The sequence below is a fragment of the Amycolatopsis kentuckyensis genome (genome assembly GCF_041679295.1).
In the GTDB taxonomy this organism is placed as follows: Bacteria; Actinomycetota; Actinomycetes; order Mycobacteriales; family Pseudonocardiaceae; genus Amycolatopsis; species Amycolatopsis kentuckyensis_A.
Window position 1 is genome coordinate 1,123,828 of record NZ_JBGDMD010000002.1, and the last position, 20,883, is coordinate 1,144,710.

Annotated in this window: 19 protein-coding genes; 8 read left to right on the forward strand and 11 right to left on the reverse strand. The window is 72.2% G+C overall.

What is annotated here, in order from left to right; all coding sequences use genetic code 11:
• Nucleotides 1-19: 19 nt before the first annotated feature.
• On the reverse strand, nt 20-1,342 hold the full coding sequence (locus ACERZO_RS11490; RefSeq protein WP_372664524.1) for an MFS transporter: 1,323 nt from the start codon (nt 1,340-1,342) through the stop codon (nt 20-22).
• Between the two features lie 312 nt (nt 1,343-1,654).
• Nucleotides 1,655-2,419 (reverse strand): IclR family transcriptional regulator, encoded by a 765-nt coding sequence (locus ACERZO_RS11495; RefSeq protein WP_372664525.1) that lies wholly within the window; start codon nt 2,417-2,419, stop codon nt 1,655-1,657.
• Between the two features lie 126 nt (nt 2,420-2,545).
• Between ACERZO_RS11495 and ACERZO_RS11500 the strand changes: the two genes are divergently transcribed.
• Genes ACERZO_RS11500 through ACERZO_RS11525 form a run of 6 tightly spaced genes read left to right on the forward strand, consistent with a single transcriptional unit; the run spans nt 2,546 to nt 8,968 of the window.
• On the forward strand, nt 2,546-3,121 hold the full coding sequence (locus ACERZO_RS11500; RefSeq protein ID WP_372664526.1) for a CoxG family protein: 576 nt from the start codon (nt 2,546-2,548) through the stop codon (nt 3,119-3,121).
• Nucleotides 3,121-4,005 (forward strand): FAD binding domain-containing protein, encoded by an 885-nt coding sequence (locus ACERZO_RS11505; protein ID WP_372664527.1) that lies wholly within the window; start codon nt 3,121-3,123, stop codon nt 4,003-4,005. The genes ACERZO_RS11500 and ACERZO_RS11505 overlap by 1 nt, the downstream gene beginning before the upstream one ends.
• Nucleotides 3,962-6,286 carry a xanthine dehydrogenase family protein molybdopterin-binding subunit gene (locus tag ACERZO_RS11510; protein ID WP_372664528.1) on the forward strand — a complete coding sequence of 775 codons (2,325 nt, stop codon included), beginning with the start codon at nt 3,962-3,964 and terminating at the stop codon, nt 6,284-6,286. Before ACERZO_RS11505 ends, ACERZO_RS11510 begins: the two co-directional genes overlap by 44 nt.
• The gene (locus tag ACERZO_RS11515; RefSeq protein ID WP_372664529.1) at nt 6,283-6,762 is read left to right on the forward strand and encodes a (2Fe-2S)-binding protein; all 480 of its coding nucleotides are present in this window, start codon (nt 6,283-6,285) and stop codon (nt 6,760-6,762) included. The genes ACERZO_RS11510 and ACERZO_RS11515 overlap by 4 nt, the downstream gene beginning before the upstream one ends.
• Nucleotides 6,759-7,529 carry an alpha/beta fold hydrolase gene (locus ACERZO_RS11520; protein WP_372664530.1) on the forward strand — a complete coding sequence of 257 codons (771 nt, stop codon included), beginning with the start codon at nt 6,759-6,761 and terminating at the stop codon, nt 7,527-7,529. Before ACERZO_RS11515 ends, ACERZO_RS11520 begins: the two co-directional genes overlap by 4 nt.
• The gene (locus ACERZO_RS11525; RefSeq protein ID WP_372664531.1) at nt 7,526-8,968 is read left to right on the forward strand and encodes a UbiD family decarboxylase; all 1,443 of its coding nucleotides are present in this window, start codon (nt 7,526-7,528) and stop codon (nt 8,966-8,968) included. The genes ACERZO_RS11520 and ACERZO_RS11525 overlap by 4 nt, the downstream gene beginning before the upstream one ends.
• Nucleotides 8,969-8,974: 6 nt before the next feature.
• Here ACERZO_RS11525 and infA read toward each other — a convergent pair whose 3' ends face one another.
• The 5 genes from infA to ACERZO_RS11550 all read right to left on the reverse strand — a co-directional run bounded on the left by infA (nt 8,975) and on the right by ACERZO_RS11550 (nt 13,417).
• Complete coding sequence (gene infA, locus ACERZO_RS11530; RefSeq protein WP_364462868.1) at nt 8,975-9,196, reverse strand: translation initiation factor IF-1; 222 nt, start codon at nt 9,194-9,196, stop codon at nt 8,975-8,977.
• Entirely contained in the window at nt 9,186-9,968 is a 783-nt protein-coding gene (locus ACERZO_RS11535) for a GNAT family N-acetyltransferase (protein WP_372664532.1), read from the reverse strand. Before ACERZO_RS11535 ends, infA begins: the two co-directional genes overlap by 11 nt.
• A gap of 171 nt (nt 9,969-10,139) precedes the next feature.
• Complete coding sequence (locus ACERZO_RS11540; RefSeq protein WP_372664533.1) at nt 10,140-10,754, reverse strand: TMEM175 family protein; 615 nt, start codon at nt 10,752-10,754, stop codon at nt 10,140-10,142.
• Nucleotides 10,755-10,783: 29 nt separating this feature from the next.
• On the reverse strand, nt 10,784-12,289 hold the full coding sequence (locus ACERZO_RS11545; RefSeq protein WP_372664534.1) for a phosphodiester glycosidase family protein: 1,506 nt from the start codon (nt 12,287-12,289) through the stop codon (nt 10,784-10,786).
• A gap of 78 nt (nt 12,290-12,367) precedes the next feature.
• Complete coding sequence (locus tag ACERZO_RS11550; RefSeq protein ID WP_372664535.1) at nt 12,368-13,417, reverse strand: hypothetical protein; 1,050 nt, start codon at nt 13,415-13,417, stop codon at nt 12,368-12,370.
• A 1,022-nt stretch (nt 13,418-14,439) separates the two neighbouring features.
• Here ACERZO_RS11550 and ACERZO_RS11555 point away from each other — a divergent pair.
• Entirely contained in the window at nt 14,440-15,387 is a 948-nt protein-coding gene (locus ACERZO_RS11555; RefSeq protein WP_372664536.1) for a hypothetical protein, read from the forward strand.
• A gap of 584 nt (nt 15,388-15,971) precedes the next feature.
• Complete coding sequence (locus ACERZO_RS11560; RefSeq protein WP_372664537.1) at nt 15,972-16,802, forward strand: hypothetical protein; 831 nt, start codon at nt 15,972-15,974, stop codon at nt 16,800-16,802.
• A gap of 51 nt (nt 16,803-16,853) precedes the next feature.
• Here the strand turns inward: ACERZO_RS11560 and ACERZO_RS11565 are convergent, their stop codons facing one another.
• The 4 genes from ACERZO_RS11565 to ACERZO_RS11580 form a co-directional block, all read right to left on the reverse strand.
• On the reverse strand, nt 16,854-17,459 hold the full coding sequence (locus ACERZO_RS11565; protein WP_372664538.1) for a DUF3618 domain-containing protein: 606 nt from the start codon (nt 17,457-17,459) through the stop codon (nt 16,854-16,856).
• Entirely contained in the window at nt 17,456-17,866 is a 411-nt protein-coding gene (locus ACERZO_RS11570; RefSeq protein WP_372664539.1) for a phage holin family protein, read from the reverse strand. Before ACERZO_RS11570 ends, ACERZO_RS11565 begins: the two co-directional genes overlap by 4 nt.
• On the reverse strand, nt 17,866-18,639 hold the full coding sequence (locus ACERZO_RS11575; RefSeq protein WP_372664540.1) for a hypothetical protein: 774 nt from the start codon (nt 18,637-18,639) through the stop codon (nt 17,866-17,868). The genes ACERZO_RS11570 and ACERZO_RS11575 overlap by 1 nt, the downstream gene beginning before the upstream one ends.
• Before the next feature lie 200 nt (nt 18,640-18,839).
• A complete protein-coding gene (locus ACERZO_RS11580; protein WP_372664541.1) occupies nt 18,840-20,822 on the reverse strand; it encodes an amino acid transporter in 1,983 nt (660 codons plus the stop codon).
• Nucleotides 20,823-20,883: the final 61 nt, after the last annotated feature.

Consider the following 20,883-nt stretch of genomic DNA (forward strand, 5'->3'; position numbering starts at 1 on the left):
AGGTTCCCTTTCCCGGGGATCAGTCAGGCAGCTGTTGGCCCCGGGTCTCGGGGCAGAACGGGGCGACGACGAGGCCGAGCACGTAGATCGACCCGACGGCGGTCGCGGCGACGCCGTACCCGCCGAGCTTCGAGATGATCGCGCCGGCGGTGAGCGGGCCGAGGAAGGCGATGAACCGCGCGGCGTTGAACACGAACGCCGCGCCGGTGGCGCGCAGGTGGGTGGGGTAGAACTCGGGCAGCCACACGGGCATCCAGGTGTACTGGCCGAGCGTGAAGAAGCCGTTGACGACGAGCACGACGACGATCAGGCCGAGGCTGTGCGTCCACAGGAACAGCACCGGGGTGAGGACGAGGGAAGCCGCGAAGTACAGCAGCACCGCGGGTTTCCGGCCGACCCGGTCGGCGATGAAGCCGAAGGCGATGTACCCGGCGATCGCGCCGGCGTTGTAGATCATCCCGGCGCCGCTGGCCCACGCGGTCGTGGACTGGCCGGAGCCGGCGGCGCGCGAAGCGACGTAGGCCGGGACCCAGGTCGAGATGCCCCACCAGCCGAGGGTGGTGACCAAGGACATCAGCGAGCCGAGGATGGTCAGCCTGCGCAGCTTGGGGTCGACCAGGATCTGGCGCAGGGTGAGACGGGTGAACGACTTTTCGTGGGTGGTCAGCTCGCCGTCCCGCTCCTTCAGCTCGCGGCGGCGGCGGTGTGCGCTGGTCCACGACTCGGACTCGGGCACCTTGCGGCGCAACCACAACGCGAACAGCGCGGGCAGCACGCCGATGAGGAACATGTACCGCCACGAGGCCGGCCCCAGCGGCGCGATGAAGTACCAGCACGCCGACGCGACGAAGAACCCGAGCCCGAGCCCGCACTGCATGAGGCCGGCGGCCTTGGCCCGCGCGTGCGCCGGCCAGGTCTCGGCGACCAGCGACGTACCGGTGCCCCACTCCGAGCCGAGCGCGAAGCCGGTGATGAACCGCAGGACGAGGAACGACGTCCACGACCAGGAAACCGCGGTGAGCCCGGTGAAGGCGGCGTAGAGCACCATCGACGTCAGGAGGGCTTTGCGGCGGCCGAAGTAGTCGGCGAACACCCCGCCGGCGATCCCGCCGAAGCCCCAGCCCAGCAGCGTGACGGCGATCGTGGCGCCGGTCAGGAACGACACCTGCGTGGCCGGGGCGCCGGGCTCGAGTGTCCTGAGGACGAGACTGGCGGTCAGGATGAGCGCGTAGGTCTCGAAGCCGTCGAAGAGCCAGCCGAGGTTCGCGGCGAGCAGGGACCGCCACTGCGTGCGGTCGAGTGTCTTGGCCCAGGGTTTCCGGACGAGCGCGACCTCGGACACGGGATCTCCTTTCCGGGCCGCCGTGGGCCGGATCTTGTCCTCCATCGAGGACATCGAGTCCTGCTGGCGGGAACGGTAGGCGAGCCGGCGGGCGAGGTCAAGAAAGTGTCGACAGTTGGCGTGGTCGCGAGGCGGCGAAAGCGGTGCTTTCTCGGTCTTGGATGCGCATCTGCGGACTTGCTGGGCTGCTGCGGCCGCGTTCGCGGATCAGTGCGCGGTGATCCACTGTGGACTCGGCGCCGGCGCATGTAGTGAATGACTCATTCATGTCGCCAGACGACAGGAATGAGTCATTCACTACATGCGAGAGGCTCAGCCGGAAACTTTCGCCGCGCCGCCGGTGCGCTCGGTGATCCGCAGCGCGCAGTCGCGGATCAGGGCGCCGTAGTGATCCACAGTGGACTCGTTGAGCTCCGAAGCGAACGCCAGCGAGCACACGACCATGCGGACGTGCCCCTGGGCGTCGAAGACCGGCGCCGCCACGCCGGACTGGCCGAGGTCGTACTCGCGGATGCTCTCGGCGTACCCGCGCTCGCGGGTGTCGTCCAGGACTTCGCGCAGCTCGTCGGGGGTCGCGACCGTCTCGGGGGTGAACTCCTCGACGCCGAACTGCGCGACCAGCCGGTCCACCTCGGCCGGCTCGGACCAGGCGTGGAACGCGCGCATGATGGCCGGCGCGGAGAACGGGAACGTGTCGCCCACGCCGACGGTGATCCGCACGCCCTTGCCGCGGTCGCCCTTGGCCAGCACCGAGTACTCGCCCTTCCCGTGCGGCTGCACGGCGAAGACGACGAAGTTGATCCGCTGGTTGAGCTCGTCGAGCTCCTGCTGGACGATCTCCGTCATCCAGTCCTCGGCCAGCCGGGCCATCGCGAGCAGGCGCGGCCCGAGCGACCAGCCGTCGCGGCTGGAGGTCCAGCCGGCGCGCTGCAGCGTGCCGAGGATGTTGTAGCAGGTGCTGCGGTTGAGCCCCAGCTCCTCGATCAGCACCCCGGAGGCCACCGGTTCCGGCCAGTCCCGGGCGATCCGCTCCAGGAGCCGCACGGCGCTCAGCACCGCTGGTACGTCGCTCGTCATCCTCGCCCCTCGTCGTTCTTCCTTCGCGCACGGTAGCCGAGCGGGTTTGCGTGTCGCCAGGACCGTGTTAGTGTCCTCTATATCAGACACCTAGTCCTCTCTGGCGGTCAGTAATTTGGTGGTCACATGAAGCTCGGATCCTCCTTCCTCGTCCCCGCCGGACACGATCGCGTGTTCGCGCACTTCCTCGATCCCGACTCGATGCGGGTCAGCGTGCCCGGCTGCACCGAGCTCGACCGCGCGGATCCCGCGCACTACCGCGGCCGGCTCGTCAACGAAATCGCGCACGTGCGGTTCAGCGCCGGGTTCTCCGCGGAGATCACCGAACTGGACGAGCCGAAGCTGGTGCGCGCGCTGCTCAAGGGCGAGGACCACAAGCTCGGCAGCTCCATCAAGATCGACGCCCGGCTCGCCGTCCAGCCCGACGGCGCGGACTCGTCCAAAGTGGACTACAGCCTCGACGTCGCGATCTGGGGCCGGATCGGCCGGCTCGGCGAGTCGCTCGTGCGCCGCCGGTCGCAGGAGGTCGAAAAGGAGTTCGTCGCGGCCTTCTCCGAGATCTGCGCCGCCGGCCCGCCGGGGCCGGACAACCCCGGCCTGCGCAGCGTCCTCGAGCGACGCAACGGTCCCTCGGAGAAGCCCGAGACGCCGGTCTCGTGGTGGCGCCGCCTGCTCGCGCGCCTGTTCGGGAAGAAGAGCTGATGCCCGTCTACCACTACCCGGACACGCTCGGCGAAGCCTGTTCGATCCTGGCGGCCGGCGAAGACGCGATGGTCTACGGCGGCGGAACGGCCGTCCAGATCCTGCTCAAGCAGGGCGTGCTCTTCGCGTCCGACCTGGTCGACATCGGCGCCGTCCCGGGCCTCGGGGAGATCACCCGCACCAAGGACGGCCTGCGCGCCGGTCCGCTGGTCACGTTGCGGCAGCTGGAAACCAGCCCGCTCGTGCGGGAGCTCGCGCCGCTGGCCGCCGAGGTCTACGGCCGGGTCGCCAACCCGCGCGTCCGCAACACCGCGAGCGTCGGCGGCAACCTCGCGCACGGCGACTACCGGCTCGACCCGCCGACCGCGCTGATGGTCCTCGACGCCCGTATCGAGCTCACGTCGTCGCGGGGCAAGCGGACCGTGCCCGCGCGCGAGTTCTTCGTCGACTTCCAGCAGACCGCCCTCGCGCCCGGCGAGATCATCACCGCGGTCGAAATCCCGCGACAGCCCGAAGACGCGGGCGCGCACTTCGCCAAGCTGTCCAGCCTGGCGGTCAACGACTGGCCGGCCGCGTCCGCCGCCGCGCTGGTCGTCCCGGTCTCCCGCGGCCGCCGCCAGGTCCGGCTCGGGCTCGGCGCGCTGGCCCACGTGCCGGTGTTCACCCAGTTCGAGCTGGCCGCCGACACCCCGGCCGACGAAGCCGTGGCCACGGCGAAGGAAGTCGCCCGGCCGCTGATCGACCCCCTGCCGGACGTGCGCGGGGGAAACGCTTACAAGACGCGGCTCGGCCTGGTGGCCGTCGAAGAAGCCGTGCGAGGTTCCTGGAAGGAGCGAGACGATGAGCGACGGATCCCGTTCCTCGGCCGGCGTCGCCGTCGGTGAGCGGTGGGCCCGCACCGACGGGCGCGCCAAGGTCCGCGGCGAATTCCGGTACGCCGCCGAAGAACCCGTCCGGCCGTGCCTCGACGTCGCCGTCCACCGCAGCACCCGGCCGCACGCGAAGATCGTCGCGGTCGACACCTCCCGCGCGCTCGCGGCCGAGGGCGTCGTCGCGGTCGTCACCGGCGCGGACCTGTTCGCCCTGCTCGGCGACCGGATGATGACCGGGCCCGCGTTCTCCGACCAGCCGTGCCTGGCCGTGGGCAAGGTCCGGTACGTCGGCGAGCCGGTCGCGGCCGTGCTGGCGCACAGCGTCGCGGCGGCCCGCCGGGCGGCCGAGGAGATCCAGGTCGACTACGACGAGCTGGACCCGGTGCACGACGTCGACGCCGCCATCACCGGAACCGCCTACGTGCACGAGGAACTCCGGCCGTCGGCGGTGTTCGGCGACCTCAAGCACCTGCGCGGCAAGCGCGACACGAACGTCAACTACGAGTTCACCCTGCGCCGAGGCGACCCGGACGCGGCCGGGGGAACCAAGGTGAGCGCGGAGTTCTGGGCGCCGCCGACCCACCACGTGCCGATCGAGCTGCCGTACGCGGCCGCGTGGCCCGAGGGCGACCGCGTCGAACTGCTGGCCACGACGCAGACGCCGTCGTACGTCCGCCAGAGCCTCGCCGACCTGCTCGACCTGCCGCTCAACCGGGTCCGGGTGCGGACCGCGCCGCTCGGCGGCAGCTTCGGCGCCAAGATGTACGACCGCCTCGAACCGCTGGTCGCGGCGCTGGCGTGGACGCAGCGGAAAGCCGTGCGCATCACCGCCACCCGCGAGGAGGCGTTCCTGCTCACCACGCGCCACGGCGCCGCGGTGTCCGGCAGCATGACCGCGGGCGAGGACGGCCGGATCGTCGCCGCCACCGCCGACGTCCGGTACGACACCGGCGCGTACGCCGACGTCGGGCCGCGCATCACCGCGAAGTCCGGCATGGTCGCCACCGGGCCGTACAAAGTGGACAACGTGTGCGTGCGGTCCCGGTGCGTCTACACGAACAAGCCGTCCGCCGGGCCGTTCCGCGGCTTCGGTGTCCCGCAGGTGACGTGGTCGCACGAGTCCCTTGTGGACGAACTGGCGCGCGAACGCGGCGAGGACCCGGCCGAGTTCCGGCGGCGCAACCTGCTGCGGGAAGGCGACATCGCGCCTGTTGGCACGCCCATGCACAGCGCGGACTTCGTCGGCTGCCTGGACGCCGTCACCGAAGCCATCGGCTGGGCCGAGCCGCTGCCGCCGGCGGACGGCCGGTTCGTGCGCGGGCGGGGCGTGGCGGTCGGGATCAAGGCCGTGCTGACCCCGACGATCTCCAACGCGACCGTGCAGCTCAACCAGGACGGCTCGGCGACCGTGCTGATCAGCACCGTCGACATGGGCCAGGGCAGCGACACGATCATGGCGCAGATCGCGGCCGAGGTGCTGTGCCTCGGGGAGGGCCGGGTGCGCGTCATCGGCGCGGACACCGACGTCACGCCGTACGACACGATCACCGCGGGTTCGCGGTCGACCTACCACACGGGCAACGCCGTCCGGCTGGCCGCGGAGTCCATGCGCGACAAGCTGTTCGCGCTCGCGGCGAAGCACTTCGACGTCGAGCCGACCGACCTCAAGATCACCGGCGACGGGCTGGTCAGCGCCCAGAACCAGGCCACCGTCAGCATCCCGGACCTGCTGCTCGCGCACTTCGGCGCCCGGGGGACCACGCTCACCGCCGAGGCGAACTTCAGCACGACGTGGCAGCCCTACGACCACGAGACCGGGCAGTCGCCGCAGGTCACCGAGCACTGGTTCGCCGGCGCGGCCGCCGTCCAGCTGACCGTCGACACCGCGACCGGGCGCGTGCACGTCGAGCACCTCGCGGTCGCCGGCGACGTCGGCCGCGCGATCAACCCGGCCATGGTCGAGCAGCAGCTCTCCGGCGCCGCGATCATGGGCCTGGGGCACGCGCTGTTCGACCAGCTCGTGTTCGACGAGGGCCAGATCGTCAACGGCACCCTGCTGGACTACCAGCTGCCGTCCATCAAGGACATGCCGGACAAGCTGACGCCGATCGTCATCGAAAGTCCCCATCGGACCGGCCCGTTCGGCGCGAAGGGCGTCGGGGAGACCGCGATCATCCCGCTCGCCCCGGCGATCGCCAACGCCGTGCGCGACGCGACCGGCGTCCGGCTGACCGAGCTGCCGCTCACCCCCGAGCGGATCCTCACCGCGATCACCGAGCAGGAGCAGCCATGAGGGAGATCCAGCTGACCGTCAACGGACGGCGCCGCCGCCTCGCCGTCGCCGACGACGAACTCCTGCTCGACGTGCTGCGCCGCGAGTTCGGCGTGACGAGCGCCCGCGAAGGCTGCGGCGTCGGCGCGTGCGGGGCCTGCACTGTCCTGGTGAGCGGACGCAGTGTCTCCAGCTGCCTGACCCGCGCCGCGCGGTACGACGACGCCGAGATCACCACGGCCGACGGGCTGCCGGACGACGACGAGGTGGTCGAGGAGTTCGTCGCGGCGCGGGCGATGCAGTGCGGCTACTGCATCCCCGGCTTCGTGCTGATGGCGCACGAGCTCCTCGAAGAGAACCCGCGCCCGACCGACGACGACGTCGCCGAGCACCTGGAAGGCAACATCTGCCGCTGCGGCACCTACGGCGAGATCCGCACCGCGATCAAGGCCGCGGCCGCCCGCCGGGAAGCCCGCGAGGGAAGGAAGAGCGCGTGAAAGAGCTGCACGTCCACCGCACCGGGACCCAGGGGCGGCCCGTCGTTCTCCTGCACCCGCTCGCGCTCAGCGGCGCGGTCTGGGACCCGGTCGCGGAGTACCTCGGGCCGCAGCACCAGGTCCTCGCCCTCGACGCGCGCGGGCACGGGGAGTCCTCTTGGGACGGCGCCGAGTTCTCGGTGGAAGACATGGCCGCCGACGCGGCCGCCGTGATCGAGGACTTCGGCGCCGGACCCGCCGACGTCATCGGGCTGTCCATGGGCGGCAGCACGGCGCTGGTGCTCGCCGCGAGCCGGCCGGACCTCGTGCACCGGCTCGTCCTCGCCGACGCGACCGCGTGGTACGGCCCGGACAGCGCGGCCGAGTGGGCGCAACGGGCCGAGCGCGCACTCGGCCTGGACCGCCACGCCCAGCTCGAGTTCCAACGCGACCGGTGGTTCGCCGACGCGTTCCGCGCGGCCCGGCCCGACGAGGTCGAGCGCGTGTGCGAGATCTTCGTCGCGACGGACTCGAAGGCGCACGCGGCCGCGTGCCGGGCCCTCGGTGGGCTGGACGCGCGAGACCGGCTCGGCGACGTCCGAGCCGAGACGCTGGTGCTGGTCGGCGCAGAGGACTACGCGACGCCGCCGGAGATGTCCCGTGAACTGGCGGCCGGGATCGCGGGCGCGCGGCTGCGGGTGCTCGACCGCGCGCGGCACCTGAGCCTGCTGGAACGGCCGGACCTCTGGCCGGTCGTCGCCGCGCACTTCGCCGGGGAGCCGTCGTGACGGAACCGCTGCTGAGCCTGCGTTCGCACCTCGACGCCGTCGCCGGGTTCGGGGAGCTGCGGACCGTGCGGGGCGCGCACTGGGACCTCGAGCTCGGCGGGATCGCCGAGCTGAGCTACCGGCTGCCCGGGACGCCCGCGGTGCTGTTCGACGAGATCGCCGGCTACCCGGCGGGGATGCGCGTGCTCACCGGCAGCACCGGCTCGCCGCGGCGGTTCGGGCGGACTCTGCGCCTGGGCGACGACCTCGACGACGTCGGCGTGGTCGAAGCGCTGCGCGGCAAGCCGTCGCGCTGGGCGGCGGCGGCTCGGGCCTTCCCGGTCCGGCCGGTCGGCGACGCTCCGCTGCTGGCCAACGAGGTCCCCGGCGAGAAAGTCGACTTGTTGACCTTTCCGGTGCCGCGCTGGCACGAGCACGACGGCGGCCGGTTCATCGGCACCGGCTGCTTCGTCGTCACCAGCGACCCGGACACCGGGGTCCACAACGGCGGGTGCTACCGGATGGAGGTGGCCGACGACGGCCGGTCCGTCACCCTCGCCGTGGTGCCGGGCAAGCACGGCGACCAGAACATCCGGCGGTGGTTCGAGCGCGAAGGCCGCGCGCCGGTGACTGTCTCTTTCGGACACGACCCGCTACTGCTCGTGTTGGGCGGAACCGAGGTACCGCACGGGATTTCCGAACTGGAGTACGCCGGTGCGGTGCTCGGCGAGCGCGTTCCGGTCGTGACCGGGCCGGACACGGGCCTGCCGATCCCGGCGGGCAGCGAGCTGGCGATCGAGGGCTGGCTGCGGCCGGACCACCTGCGCGAAGAGGGGCCGTTCGGCGAGTGGACGGGCTACTACTCGGGCCGCCGCCGGCCGAACCTCGCGGTGGACATCACGCGGCTGTACCACCGCGACGACCCGATCCTGCTCGGCGCCCCGCCGGGCAAGCCGCCGCACGACTACTCGTACATGCGCACGGTGATGAAGTCGGCGATGATCCAGGACGAGCTGGCGGCGTCGGGTGTCCCGGGCGTGGTCAAGGCGTGGGCCCACGAATCGGGTGGCGGACGGCTGTTCGTCGCGGTCTCGCTGAAGCAGCGGTACGCGGGTCACGCGCGCCAGGTGGCGTACCTGACCGCGCAGTGCCCGGCGGCGGCGTACATGAACCGGTACGTCGTGGTGGTCGACGACGACATCGACCCGGCGGACCTCGACCAGGTCATCTGGGCGATGTCGACGCGCAGCGACCCGGCCGGCGACATCGAAGTGCTGAAGCGGACGTGGGGCAGCAAGCTGGACCCGTTGTCGGTGGAGGGTGAGCCGCCGTTCAACAGCCGCGCGATCATCGACGCCTGCCGCCCGTACGAGCGGCTGGAGAGCTTTCCGCGGGTGGCGGAAAGCCCTCCGGCCTTCTTGCGGGAGCTCGAACGCAAATGGCGTGCCGAGCTGGGGTGAGCGGTACTACGTGCGGTAGCGGAAGAGGATGCGGCCCCGGGCGAGGTCGTACGGGCTCAGCTCCACCAGGACCCGGTCGAACGGCAGGATCTTGATGTAGTTCTTCCGGATCTTCCCGCTGATGTGCGCGAGGACGTGGTGCCCGTTCGGCAGCTCCACCTTGAAGGTGGCGTTGCGCAGGCACTCGATCACGGTGCCCTCGACTTCGATGCCGCCCTTATTCGCCATGGCGCACCAGTTCCAGGGTGCTGCTCGCCCGCCGGCCGCCGACGCTCTCGAACAGCGCCGTCGCCGCCGGGTTGGCTTCGTTCACTTCCGCCGACGCCGTCGGGATTCCCTCCGCGTGCAATGAACCCAGCACGTCGGCCAGCAGCGCCCGGGCGATACCGCGGCGCCGCCGGTCGGCGCGGACGGCGATCAGCCCGATCCGCGGCAGCCGCGTCACCTGGACGACCCGGACCAGGCCCACGTACGAATCGCCCGAGGCGGCGGCCGCGTACAACGCCGGGTCCACGATGGTGTCCCCGGCCGGCCGGGGCAGCACCTCGGCCGGCATCTCCTGCCAGCCGACGCTCGCCTCGACCTCGGCCCGGACCACGCGATCCAGCGCGCGCAGCGGACCCTCCGTCGCCGAGCCGCGGGGCACCAGAGTCACCCCCGATGGCGGAGTTGTGGCCGCCTGCTGAGTGGGCACCAGGTAGTCCCACTCGCGACGGCGGATCGTGAAGCCGGCTCGCTCCCACCCCGCCGTCAGGTCGGTGTGGGCTTCGTCGACGACCGTGTGCAAGGGCGCGGGCAGGTCCGCGACCATCGCGTCGGCGAGCTGGTCGAAGACCGAGCGGTGCCAGGCGTCGATGCTCAGGAACGTGCGCCCGTCGGGGCGGGTGGTGGCCTCGCCGCGGCCGACGACGACGTCGTCCTCCAGCGCGTGCCAATGCCGTGGCGCGACTCGCGTGATCGCCACCGCGGGTTCGCCCGCGGTGAAATGCGTGGTTTGCATGGGTTCGTACCTCTCGGGAGTGCTCGAAGCGCTCCCGGCGACCCCTACGTCAGTCGCCCGACCGTGACGACGAGGGGAGCACCCACATCGAAACAGCGTTCATGGGGCTCACCTCCCGGCGTCGAGTCACGGTCCCCGGCACGATAGCGACCCGGCACCCCGGCGCCCAACTCATTTACCGGCGGTGCGGCGCTCCCGCAGCCAGAAGGCGATCCGGGCGGGGAAAATCAGCAGCAACAGGACGTAGTAACCGAATCCGGGCTTGATGAAGCCCACCACGACCGCGAGCGCGAACACGACCGAGCTCAACGCGTGGTTCCAGAACACCTCGTCCGACACGGGCTCGGCGTCCCCGCGGATCGCCGGGTCGCGGCGGATGATGAACACCATCGTCGTGTGGCACAGGCTGCTGGCCAGCAGCGTCCCGAGGTAGAACAGCACGGTGAAGCGCTCGGACTGGTACGCGCCGATCAGCTCGGTGGGGAAGGGCAGCAGGGCGATCGTCAGCAGCCAGAGGAAGTTGACGCGGATGAGCGCGGTGCTGTACGAGCGCACGTGCTCGAAGATCCGGTGGTGGACGCCCCAGAAGCGGCCGATGACGACGAAGCTGAGCAGGAAGCTGACGATCTTCGACCAGTTGTGCGTCACCGCCTCGACCGCGGGCTTGTGCTCCGCGACCAGCTCGGGCACCAGGTCGGTGAGCGGCAGGACCAGCAACGTCAGGGCGATCGCGACCACGGCGTCGGTGAAGAACACCAGCCGCTCGGCGGACTTCTTCTGCTCCACGCGATCATCCAACACCACCGCGGCCCGGCTCACCGCCGCGGCAGCACCAGCAGTGCGTCGCCGACCGGGCGTTCGCCCGTCGCGTCCGAAGGCGAGCTGACGAGCTTGCCGTCGATCGCCATCGCCGTCGAGCCGCCGCCGTCGAGGTTGATCGCCGTCACCGCGCCCAGGCGCGCCATCAGCTTTGCGCCCTCGATCAGGGACAGCCCTTCGGCGAAGCCCGGCTGACGGCCGTCGGCGGTGACGATCAGCAGCCGCCCCCGGCGGTCGAGGCCGACCATCGTGCGCGGGTTGCGCTTGACGCCCCAGCCGTACACGAACGACGGGTCGCCCGGGTGCACGATGCCGTCCGAGGCCGCGTTCACCGCGATCCGGCCGTCGTGGACCAGCCACGGGCCGCCGTTGACGACGCCGGTGGGGTGGATCGGCCGGCCGGCGTCGAAGACGCGCGTCCCGACCGGCAGCCTCGTGCCGGGCCGCGCGTGCCCGGTCAGCCACGTCGCCGCCGCGCCGATGCCCTGCACGGTGTGCCCGCCGGCGGGCACGTCGCCGCCGGCCGGACGCACCGCCGTGACGACGTCCCGGGCATCCAGCACGGCTTCGACGCCGTCGCCGGCCGGGGTCGGCGTGCCGAGCTGCGGGGTGAACAGCACCAGTTCGTCGGGGTGCGTGCAGGTCGTGTCGTGCAGCGGCCGGTCGGTCGGGACGTCGCCGGGCTCGCCGCAGTTGCGGATCAGGCCGGGCTTGCGGTTGACGCCGTTGACCTCGCGGCCGCCGACGGTGAGTGCGGTCCGCGGGACGCCGATCGACGGCCGCTCGCCGAGCAGCAGCGCGGGCCGTCCGGCGGTGGCTTCGCTCTGCAGGAGGCCCTGGTAGACGCCGATGCCGGCCGGTTCGCCGGGGATGCCGTCGCGCGGGTCGATGACGAAGAAGCCGCCGTTGGTCCCGACGAGCGCGCCCGCGGCGGCCGCGAGTGCCGACGTCGTGCGCCGGCCCGCGACCGACTCGCCGTGCGAGGCCACGACGTCGCCGCGGAACCGCCGCGGATCGACGACGGCGACGCGGACGCGTTGCGGGCCCTGCGCTTCCGGCCCGTCCTGGCCGGTCCACTCGACGGCGCCGGTGAAGCCGTTCGCGGCCATGGCGCTCGCGGTGGCGGCGGCCTGCGCACGGTCGGCGAAGGAGCCGACCCGCACCCGCCAGCCGAGGGCACCCCGCGGGGTGTCGGCGAAGGCGGGCCAGTCGACCTCTTCGGCGCGCGCGGCGAAACCCTTGCCGCGCAGGGCGGTCACGAGTGCTTCGGCGTGCTCGCGGGTGCCGAGCACCGACGGCGGCGCGTCCGGGTCGGGGCTCGACCCGCCGGGCACCTGCGTGGTGACGGTCCAGGAGTTGTGGCCGGTGCCCTCACCGGTGACGGTGGCGGAGACGGTCAGGCCCGGCGCGAGCACGTCCTCGCCGTGAGCTTGGGCCGGCGAACCCAGCGCGAGGGTGAGCGCGGCGGACAGAACCAGGGCGAGCGGCATCCTCGTCTTCACGCGAAGCAACGTACCCGGGCCACGACGGATTCCACACGGCTCTCGGCGGAATTCCCGGTGTACAGCAGCGTGCCGGTCTCAGCTCGGCGGACGGGAGGACGGCGACCGGCCGGTCCGGTTCGGCCCGCCGGCGCGCCGGGTGACGATGCGTTCGGTGCTCGCCGGGGGCGCCGGCTCGGGGCGGTCCAGCCATTCGATGGGGTTGCGGAACTCCCACTGCTGCGGCCGGCCGGGCGAGATCTGCTCGAAGACCATGGTGCGGAGGGTGTTGTCGTCCAGGAACGGGTAGTGGTACTGGCGGAGCAGGTCGACGTGGCGCTGGACGAGCCGGTCGAGCTGGGAAGCGGCCTCGCGGTGGCGGCGGCTCGCTTCGGAGCTGCGCCGCTGCTGCGGCGGCCGCGCCTGGCCGCGGAGCGCGGCGACCTCCGCGCGTAGCGACTCGTTCGCCGCTTCGAGTTCCCGGTAGACGCGGACGGTGGAGAGGAGCAGCGTCGTCGTGTTGTCGAGCTTCTCCCGCAGGCGGACGACTTCCGCGGTCGCGTTCGGGTGGGCGTCGTCCGCGGTGGGCGCGGGCGAATTCCGGCGGATCGTGCCGACGTCGACCGTGGCCGCGGTCGCCCAGTCCGGCAGCCGGGGCTCGATGCGCTCGCCGGCCGGGAGCTCGCACCCGGTCGCCCGTTCGTAGAGGGCGGCGGCGACGGCAAGTGCTTCCGGCAAGTGCTCGGCCGGCACCCGGACGGTGAGGGCGTCCCGGATCCGGTCCCAGCTCGCGCACCGCACGGCGGACTTGCCCAGCCACTTGCTCATCGAGTCGCGCAGGGACGCGGCCGATCTGCCGAACGCCCAGTGGCCTTCCCGGTCGGCGTACGTCTCGTGCAGCCGCTGCGCCACGGTCGTGATGCGTCCGTGGTCGTCGCTGAGCACGACGACGAGGTACAGCACCAGGACCCGCACCGCCGGGGTGAGCTTGTCCCGGTGCCGGAAGTCTTCGGTCGACGACAGCCCGGTCAGGACCGAGCGGCCGCGCCGGGCCGGCCACCGCGGCGGCGGTTCGGCTGCCGAGCCGCTCTCGCCGGGTTCTTCCTTCGTGCGGTGCGCCTCCACCAACGCCCGTCCTCCCGCTCGCACTCGTGGTGCTCCCCCTCGACGGGCGCCATCGCCGCTCGTCCCGACCGCGGAAGAGGAGACCTTTCCCGGACTGGCCCGTCGGGTCACGATGGGTGCGACCGGACTTCGCGGTGTCGCTCGGTGAGGAAGTGCCGGTCTGGCGTCCACCGGTCGGGTAGGGGTGGGCGTCCCCGTTGAGGGGACAACCTAACGGGTGACGGACGACCACGCCGCAGTGGCCTGGTCGTACCCGGTCCGGCTCGGCCGCGCACCGCGGAGGCGTCCGGCGGATCGCGGAGCGGACGGGCGAAAGCGCGGCGGAAACCGGATGCCGGCCGGGCTTTCCCGGTCACCGGCCGCTGCGTCGAAGAGCCGGTGCGGGCGCCGAGCCCGGGTGGTCCCCGTGCACCCGGAGACCACCCGGGAGCCCGGCCACTCGATCCTCACCCGCGTCGAGGGTGCGTCGAGAGATCACGAATCCCCGTTCCGGCGCAGCGCGATTATCGCCGCTTCCGGATTGAAATGTGCCGCATTGATCAATGTAGCCGCTGGTCAGAACGAGGGCTATACCTTTCACCCGCTTATCGGAATAGATCCGGACAGGATGCGGCTCCGAGGGGTGGACGCAGAGTGTTGCTGAGCTGCTGTTTCCTGGACGGCGGTGATCCGGCGGGTAATGCGGCATGTGATCCGGAACACAACCGATCGGTAACTTGTACCAGCCGTTTCACTTGCCGTCCGGGCCGGACAAAGCCGGACAATGGAAATTGCGGCCGGGCGGCTTGGAAAACGTGACCCGTTCGTGTTCGATTGCCGGTGAACCCGATCGAGTGACTCGGCGCGTTACGGCGGTGCACCCCGCCGCGCCCGGTCACCCGGCCGGCGTTCGGTCGTCCCCACCCGCGTCGGCGTCCGGTCCGGGCGCGCAGGAATCAGCTGAGGATCCCCATGGAGATGTACTCGTCGTCGCAGTACCCGCGGCCGGCCGTCCGGCGCCGCAGATCCGGAGCCCGCGCGGCCGAGCGGGTGGTGGGACGCCTGCCGTGACCGCGGATCCCGAGTTCGCGGCGCGGGACCTGTTGCGCCGCCTGCACTTGCTGATCGCCGGTTACCCGGTCGAGCGGCACCGGGTCGAGATCATGGCCGCCCTGCCCGACGTCCCCGAGCACGTGCTCTGCCGGGCCTGGGACCTGCAGGCGACGGTGCTCCTCGCGCCGGAGATCTACGTCGCCGTCGTGCGCGCCTGCGGTGGCGACGACGCCGCCGTGGGCCGGATGTTCGTGCTCTACGTCCGCGCGGTGCTGGCCCGGGACGCGGTCGAGGCCGGCGGGCCGGCGGGGACCGACGACCGCTTGGACCCCGCTCGCATCGACCTCGCCCTCACCGTGCCCGCGGTGCCGGCGGCCCGGCCGGAACCGCTCGTCGCGTCCGGTCCGCGGGCCGCCGCGCGGAGTTCCGTCGACCAGCCGACCGTGCCGCGGCTGAGACTGCCCCCTTCGGGGCTCGGGTTGCCGCCGGAACTGCAGGAGATCGGTACCCAGGCCCAGTTCGCGAACTACCTCAAGACCCTCATCGCCGAGTCCGGGTTGACGCTGCGGCAGGTCGAGAAGGCCACCAAGGAGCACGACGAGACGGCGGTCACCTGCCGCAGCACGCTCTCCGACGCGTTCGGCCGCGGCACCGTGCCGAAGAACGAGCGCACGCTGGAGGTGCTGCTCACCGTGCTGATCAGCCAGGTCACCGGGCGCGACGCCGGTGGTGCCATGGTGCGGCGGCGCGTGGCCGAGGCGCTGCAGGTCTGGCACCGCGTCCTCCGCGTGCGTCCGGAAAACGCGCCGGTGCTGGTCGCCGGCCGCGCGAACGGCTGCCCGCCGGTGTGCGACGCCGTCCTCGACGAACTGACGCGCGCCACGCGGGCCGCGATCGCCGAGGGCTCACCGGACGCCGCGGGACTCGCCCGTGCGCAGCGGATCCTCCGCGGCATCGGGTGAACCGGCGGCGGGCGCGTGGCCGGTGGGCTCGCCCGGCCGGGCCCGGTGCCGGGCGGGCCGGGCGAGCCCGGCGACAGGACGCCGCGGCAACAGCGTCTCCTGTCGGATCCCCGATGCTCCGGCCGGTCACAGCAGCAAGCCCAGGGAGGTGCCGGTCCGGACGGCGCCGGACGCGACCCGGCTCGAACATACCCCCTCGCGGCGCGGGTGCCGTGCTCGAGTTGGACAGCGGAACGGGTTCCCACCTGCGCAGACGCGGCGTCGACCAGCCACGTTCCGGGCTTCGCGGGTCCTCGGCGGACCGGCATTCGGTGTCCAACTCGGCCGCCGAGGTGGACAGATTCGTTGCGGTGCAAGCCTTTTCCCGCTCGATCTTCGCCTTCGGGGCACCCGCGCACGACCTCGTCGTGCAAAGATGTCGGCCAGGCGCTCCTCCTCGCGTGGTGTGCACGCGGAAAGCGCCCCGCCCGGCGGGACGGCAATCCCGGCGGCGGCGACCCGAGATCTCAGTCTCCGGCCGGTCACTTCGCAGAACGCCGCCCGGCACACCCGGGCGGCGCCGAAGTCCACGATGGGAACGAACCATGTCCGCACACCCGCCGCCGGCCACCGCCTCGGCGGCCGGCCGCGACGAGCCCCGACGGCGAAGCTGGGAACACCTCGAGGTGGACCGGCTCGTCCGGGCGCTCAACGAGCTCGACACCACGGCCCGGCGAGCCGAGTTCCTCTCGGCGCTGACCGATTCACCGCACCGCGGGCGCCCGCCTGCCCGGCCCGCTCCGGCGAACCCGGCCGTCCACTCCGGAAAACTGGTCCTGCCCCAGCACGAGCTGGTCGTGGACAACCCGGTCGACCTGGCCCGGCTGCTCGCGCGGTGCATGGCGGGCGCGGGACTGACCGCGGGGCAGGTCGCGGCGAAGTCGGGGATCCCGCGTTCGCAGACGTACAACCTGATCGATCCGAAGCGGAATTCGCTGCCACGCAAGGAAAGCCAGGTCGAAGCGTTCCTCACCGCCTGCCGCCTGCACGGCGAGCAGATCGGCTTCGTGCTGGCCCGGTGGCGCCGGCTCGACGCCGATCGGGGGCGCTTCAAGGCCACGATCACGGCTCCCGCGCCGAAGGTGCCGGACCGGTCGGCACCGGCCCCGGTGAGCGCGCCGGAGCCGCCGCCGGACCGGCGAGAGCCGTTCGGAGCTTCGCGCCGCGGCCTGGCCGGGTCGGTCGCCGTGGTGCTGCTGGCCGGGATCGCCCTGGCCGTCGATCCGGCCGCGATCTGGTCGGTGGTCGTCACCGCCATGGCCACCGCGATCGTCGCCGGGAAGGTCCTGCGCCTGAAGGAGCGGCTCAGCTTCGCGCTCCGCGGGTGGGTGATGCAGGCGGTCTCGTCCGGAGGTGACCGCTCTCACCGGCGGTGACCCCGAGGGGACGGGCACGGCGCGGCCTCGCGGCCGCGCCGTGTCCGTCGGTCAGGAGCGGACGTTCTGCTGGGCTTCCTGCGCCCGGTCGGTGACGTCGCCGGTGGCCGAGCGCGCCTCCTCCTTCACCGTCGACGCGCTGTCGGCGGCTTCGGACTTCACCGACTCCACCGCCTGCTGCGCCGGCTCGCGGAGGTTGTCCTTGAGTTCCTCCGCCGCCTGCTGGGCGACCGGGGCCAGCTGCTCGCGGGCCAGGTCCGTCGCCTGGCTCGCCAGCTTGCGCTCCGGCTCGCTCGCGGGCAGCAGGGACGACACCAGCCAGCCGGCGCCGAACGCGATCAGGCCGGCCGCCAGCGGGTTTCCCTGCGTGCCGCGGCGGATCTGCTGCGGTGCTTCGGAGACCGCGTCGGCCGCGGAGCTCACCTTGTCCTGCGCCGTCGAGGCGACCGAGCCGACCTTGTCGCCGGCGACCGAGGCGTGGTGGTCCGCGGTACCCATGACTCGGTCCTTCGCGCCGCCGAACGCCGCGCGCACCCGGCCGACCCGGCGTTCGACGATGCGGCCGGGGCTCACCTTCTCGGTCAGCGCGTTGACGTCGGTGCTCAGGTTCCGTTGCGTGCCTTCGATTTCCCGGCGGATCCGGTCCGGTTCGGTCATGGTCGTTCGCCTTTCAGTGCGTCCGGGACCTGCTGCAGGGTCTCGACGGTGCGTTCGGGTTTCGGGTTGATCCGGCGGAATTCGCCGCGCCCGGTGGCGTACAGGACCGCGCCGGCGATCGCCCAGACCGCGGCCACGATGAGCGCGGCCCAGCCGCCGTCCAGCACGTTCTCGAGGGCCTGCCAGAGCGCGACGGACAGGAACAGCAGCACCATGTAGCCGGCGAACCCGGCGCCGCCGAACATGCCGGCGCCCTTGGCCGCCTTGGTGGCCTCCGCCTTCGTCTCGGCCTTGGCCAGCTCGACTTCCTGGCGCACCAGGGTGGAGAGGTCCTTCATCACGTTGGACATCAGCTCGCCGACCGAGCTGTCGGCGACGTCCGGGTGGGGACCGGGGGACTGCGTCATCACGGCACCTGCCCGGGTGCGGTGTGGCGGCTGGGCTGCGGAAGCGGCTGCGGCGTCGCGTACCCGCCCGGCTGCGGCGCGGCGAACCCGCCGGGGGTGGTCGGCGGCGCGTCGAGCCCACCGGGACCGGGCTGCGGCGCGTTGTACCCGCCCGGCGCCACGGGCGGCGGGTAGCCCGTCCCGTCCGGCCCGGGCGCCGGGGGCACCGGCGGGACCCCGGCCGGCCCGGGGTGCGCCGGCGGGGTGGCCGCGGCGGCCTGGCCGTTCGAGGAGTTTTCCTGCTGCTGCTGGGCGACGACGCCGCGGGTGAGCCGTCCGACGAGGGCACCGGCGACCGCCGCGCCCACCAGGAAGGTGCCGGGACGGCGGCGGGCGAAGCGCCGCACCTCGTCGAGCAGGTCGCCGGGTTCGCGGTGCTCCAGCCAGTCCGCGACCGAGCGCGTCCGGTCGGACACCTGCCGCGCGACGTCGGCGGCGACGCCGGGGGAGTCGGTCTGCTCGGCCATCCGGTCCAGCTGGCCCGCCAGCTGGTGGAGGCTCTGAGCGGCCTTCCGCTGGCCGTCTCTGGCTTGGGACTCCAGCTGCGCGCGGCCTTCGCGAAGGAGGTCGCGGGCTTCGTGCTGAGCGTGCTCGGCGACGTGTTTCGCTTCCTGCGCGGCGGTTTGCGCGACCTCGCCCCCGCGGTCCGCGGCCGTCGTGGCCACTTCGCGGGCTTCGTGCTTGGCAGTGTCCGTCGTCGACGGCGGCGACTGGCCGCCGGATCCCTGTGACATCTCGATCTCCTTGCGGGAGAGGCACATCCGGTGCCCTCGGCTTCGTAGAGCGGCGGGCTACCCGGGCGGGACCGGCATAAACAGGCATGCGTGTCCGGCCGGGAACGGGGTAGCCCCGCTCACGGGAGGTGGTGGATGTGCGGGAGGCCGACGCGTTCGGTCACGCCGCATTCGTGCCCGCGAAGGCGGCGTGACCGCCGTCAGCCGCCGACGTGGATGCCCGGCCGGCGGGCCGGGTCCTTCTCCGCGCTGCGGATGATCTCCCGGACCACCGGCGCCGTGTCGCCGCGGCCCAGGATCAGGTAGCGGAACAGGTGCCCGAGCGGGTTGCCCTCCGCCCACTCGAAGTGGCACTGCGGCCGGACGCCGGTGACGTCGCGCAGGGCCAGGAGGATCGCCGCGATCGCGTTCGGCGCCGCGGGACTGTCCGCGCGCAGGATCCGGTAGCCGCCGATGTCGACGCCGCGCACCTCGAGCACGTTGCTGAACTCCGACGGGTCCACCACGTCGATCTCGAGGAAGATCACGTCCGCGGCGCCGGGGACCGGGTTCATCGAGCGCTGCTCGGCTTCCTTGGCCGAGTACTCCGCCTCGTCGCCGCCCTGGCGCCGGTTGGCGATGATGTGCAGGTTGCCGTCGTGGGCCAGGGATTCCGCGATGAACCGGCGCGCCTCCTCGTCGAACTCGATGCGCTCGGCTCGCAGCTCCGTCGTCCGCGAAACCCGCGACACCAGCGAGACGACGATGATGCCGAGGATGAACAGCGCCGAAATGGCGATGCCGTCCGGCTTCTCGATGACGTTCTCGACGAGCGCGTACAGCAGGACGAGCGTCAGGACGCCGAACCCGATCGCCGCGCCGCGCTGGTGCCGGCGGATCGCCGAGATGGTGACCGCGACCGAGCCCGACACCATCATCGCGAGGATGCCGGTGGCGTACGCCCCGGCCTGCGCGTTGACGTCCGCGCCGAACGCGACGGTGATGAGGATGCTGATCACCGTGTAGACGATCACCACCGGCCGCACCGCGCGGCCCCACTCGGGCGCCATGCCGTAGGACGGCAGGTACCGCGGGACGATGTTGATCAGCCCGGCCATCGCTGACGCGCCCGCGAACCACAGGATCAGGACGCTGCTGATGTCGTAGGCGGTGCCGAAGATCTCGCCCAGCTCGTGGTGGGCGAGGTAGGCCATGGCCCGGCCGTTGGCCTCGCCGCCCTCCTTGAACGCGTCCGCCGGGATCAGCACCGTCGTGACGAAGCTGGTCGCGATCAGGAAGACGGACATGATCAGCGCGGCGGCGGTCAGCAGCTTGCGCGTGTTGCGGATCCGCGACTCGAGCTTCTCTTCCGGCGTCTTCCCCTCCGCGGCGACCAGCGGCATCATGCTGACCCCGGTTTCGAACCCGGAGAGGCCCAGCACCAGCAGCGGGAAGGCGATCACGGCCGGCCCGACGATGCCGCCGAACCCGCCGCCGCCCGCGGTGAGCGCGTCGGTCCAGCGGGACAGCGCCGCGGAGTCGCCGAGCAGGTCGATCACACCGGCGACCGTCACCACGGCGTTGAGCACCAGGAAGACCGCGACGAGCGGGATGGCGACGCCGACCGCTTCGCTGAAGCCCAGCAGGAAGACCCCGCCGAGGATCAGCAGCAGCACGACGGTGATGAGCACGGCGTGCCCGTGCAGGAAGCCCGGCAGGTACGGGTTCTCCAGCATGTGCACGGTGGCGTCGGCCGAGGACAGCGTGATGGTGATGATCCACGACGTCGCGACGAAGCCGAGGAGCGTGAGCACGAAGAGCTTCCCGCGCCAGAACGGCAGCAGGTCCTCCAGCATCGCGACCGAGCCCTGGCCGTGCGGGCTTTCGCGCGCGACCCGGCGGTACATCGGCAGCATGCCGAGCAGCGTCAGCGCGACGATCAGCAGGGTCGCCAGCGGCGAGAGCGCCCCGGCGGCGAGCGCGGCGATGCCAGGCAAGTAGGAGAGCGTGGAGAAGTAGTCGACGCCGGTCAGGCACATGACCTTCCACCAGGACTGCGGGGTGCCGTGGTCCTCGCCGCCCTGCCGGCCGACGGGGGCGACGCGGTGCTCCAGCAGCCACCGGGCCAGCCCGGAGGCCGGCGGTTTCGGCGGCACGGGGCTGTCGACACTCGCCGGCACGGTCACCTCGGGTGAAGCACCCATCCTCGTCCCCTCTTCGCTGGACAACTCCGCGCACAAGGATGCCGGATGGGGGACGGGCGGG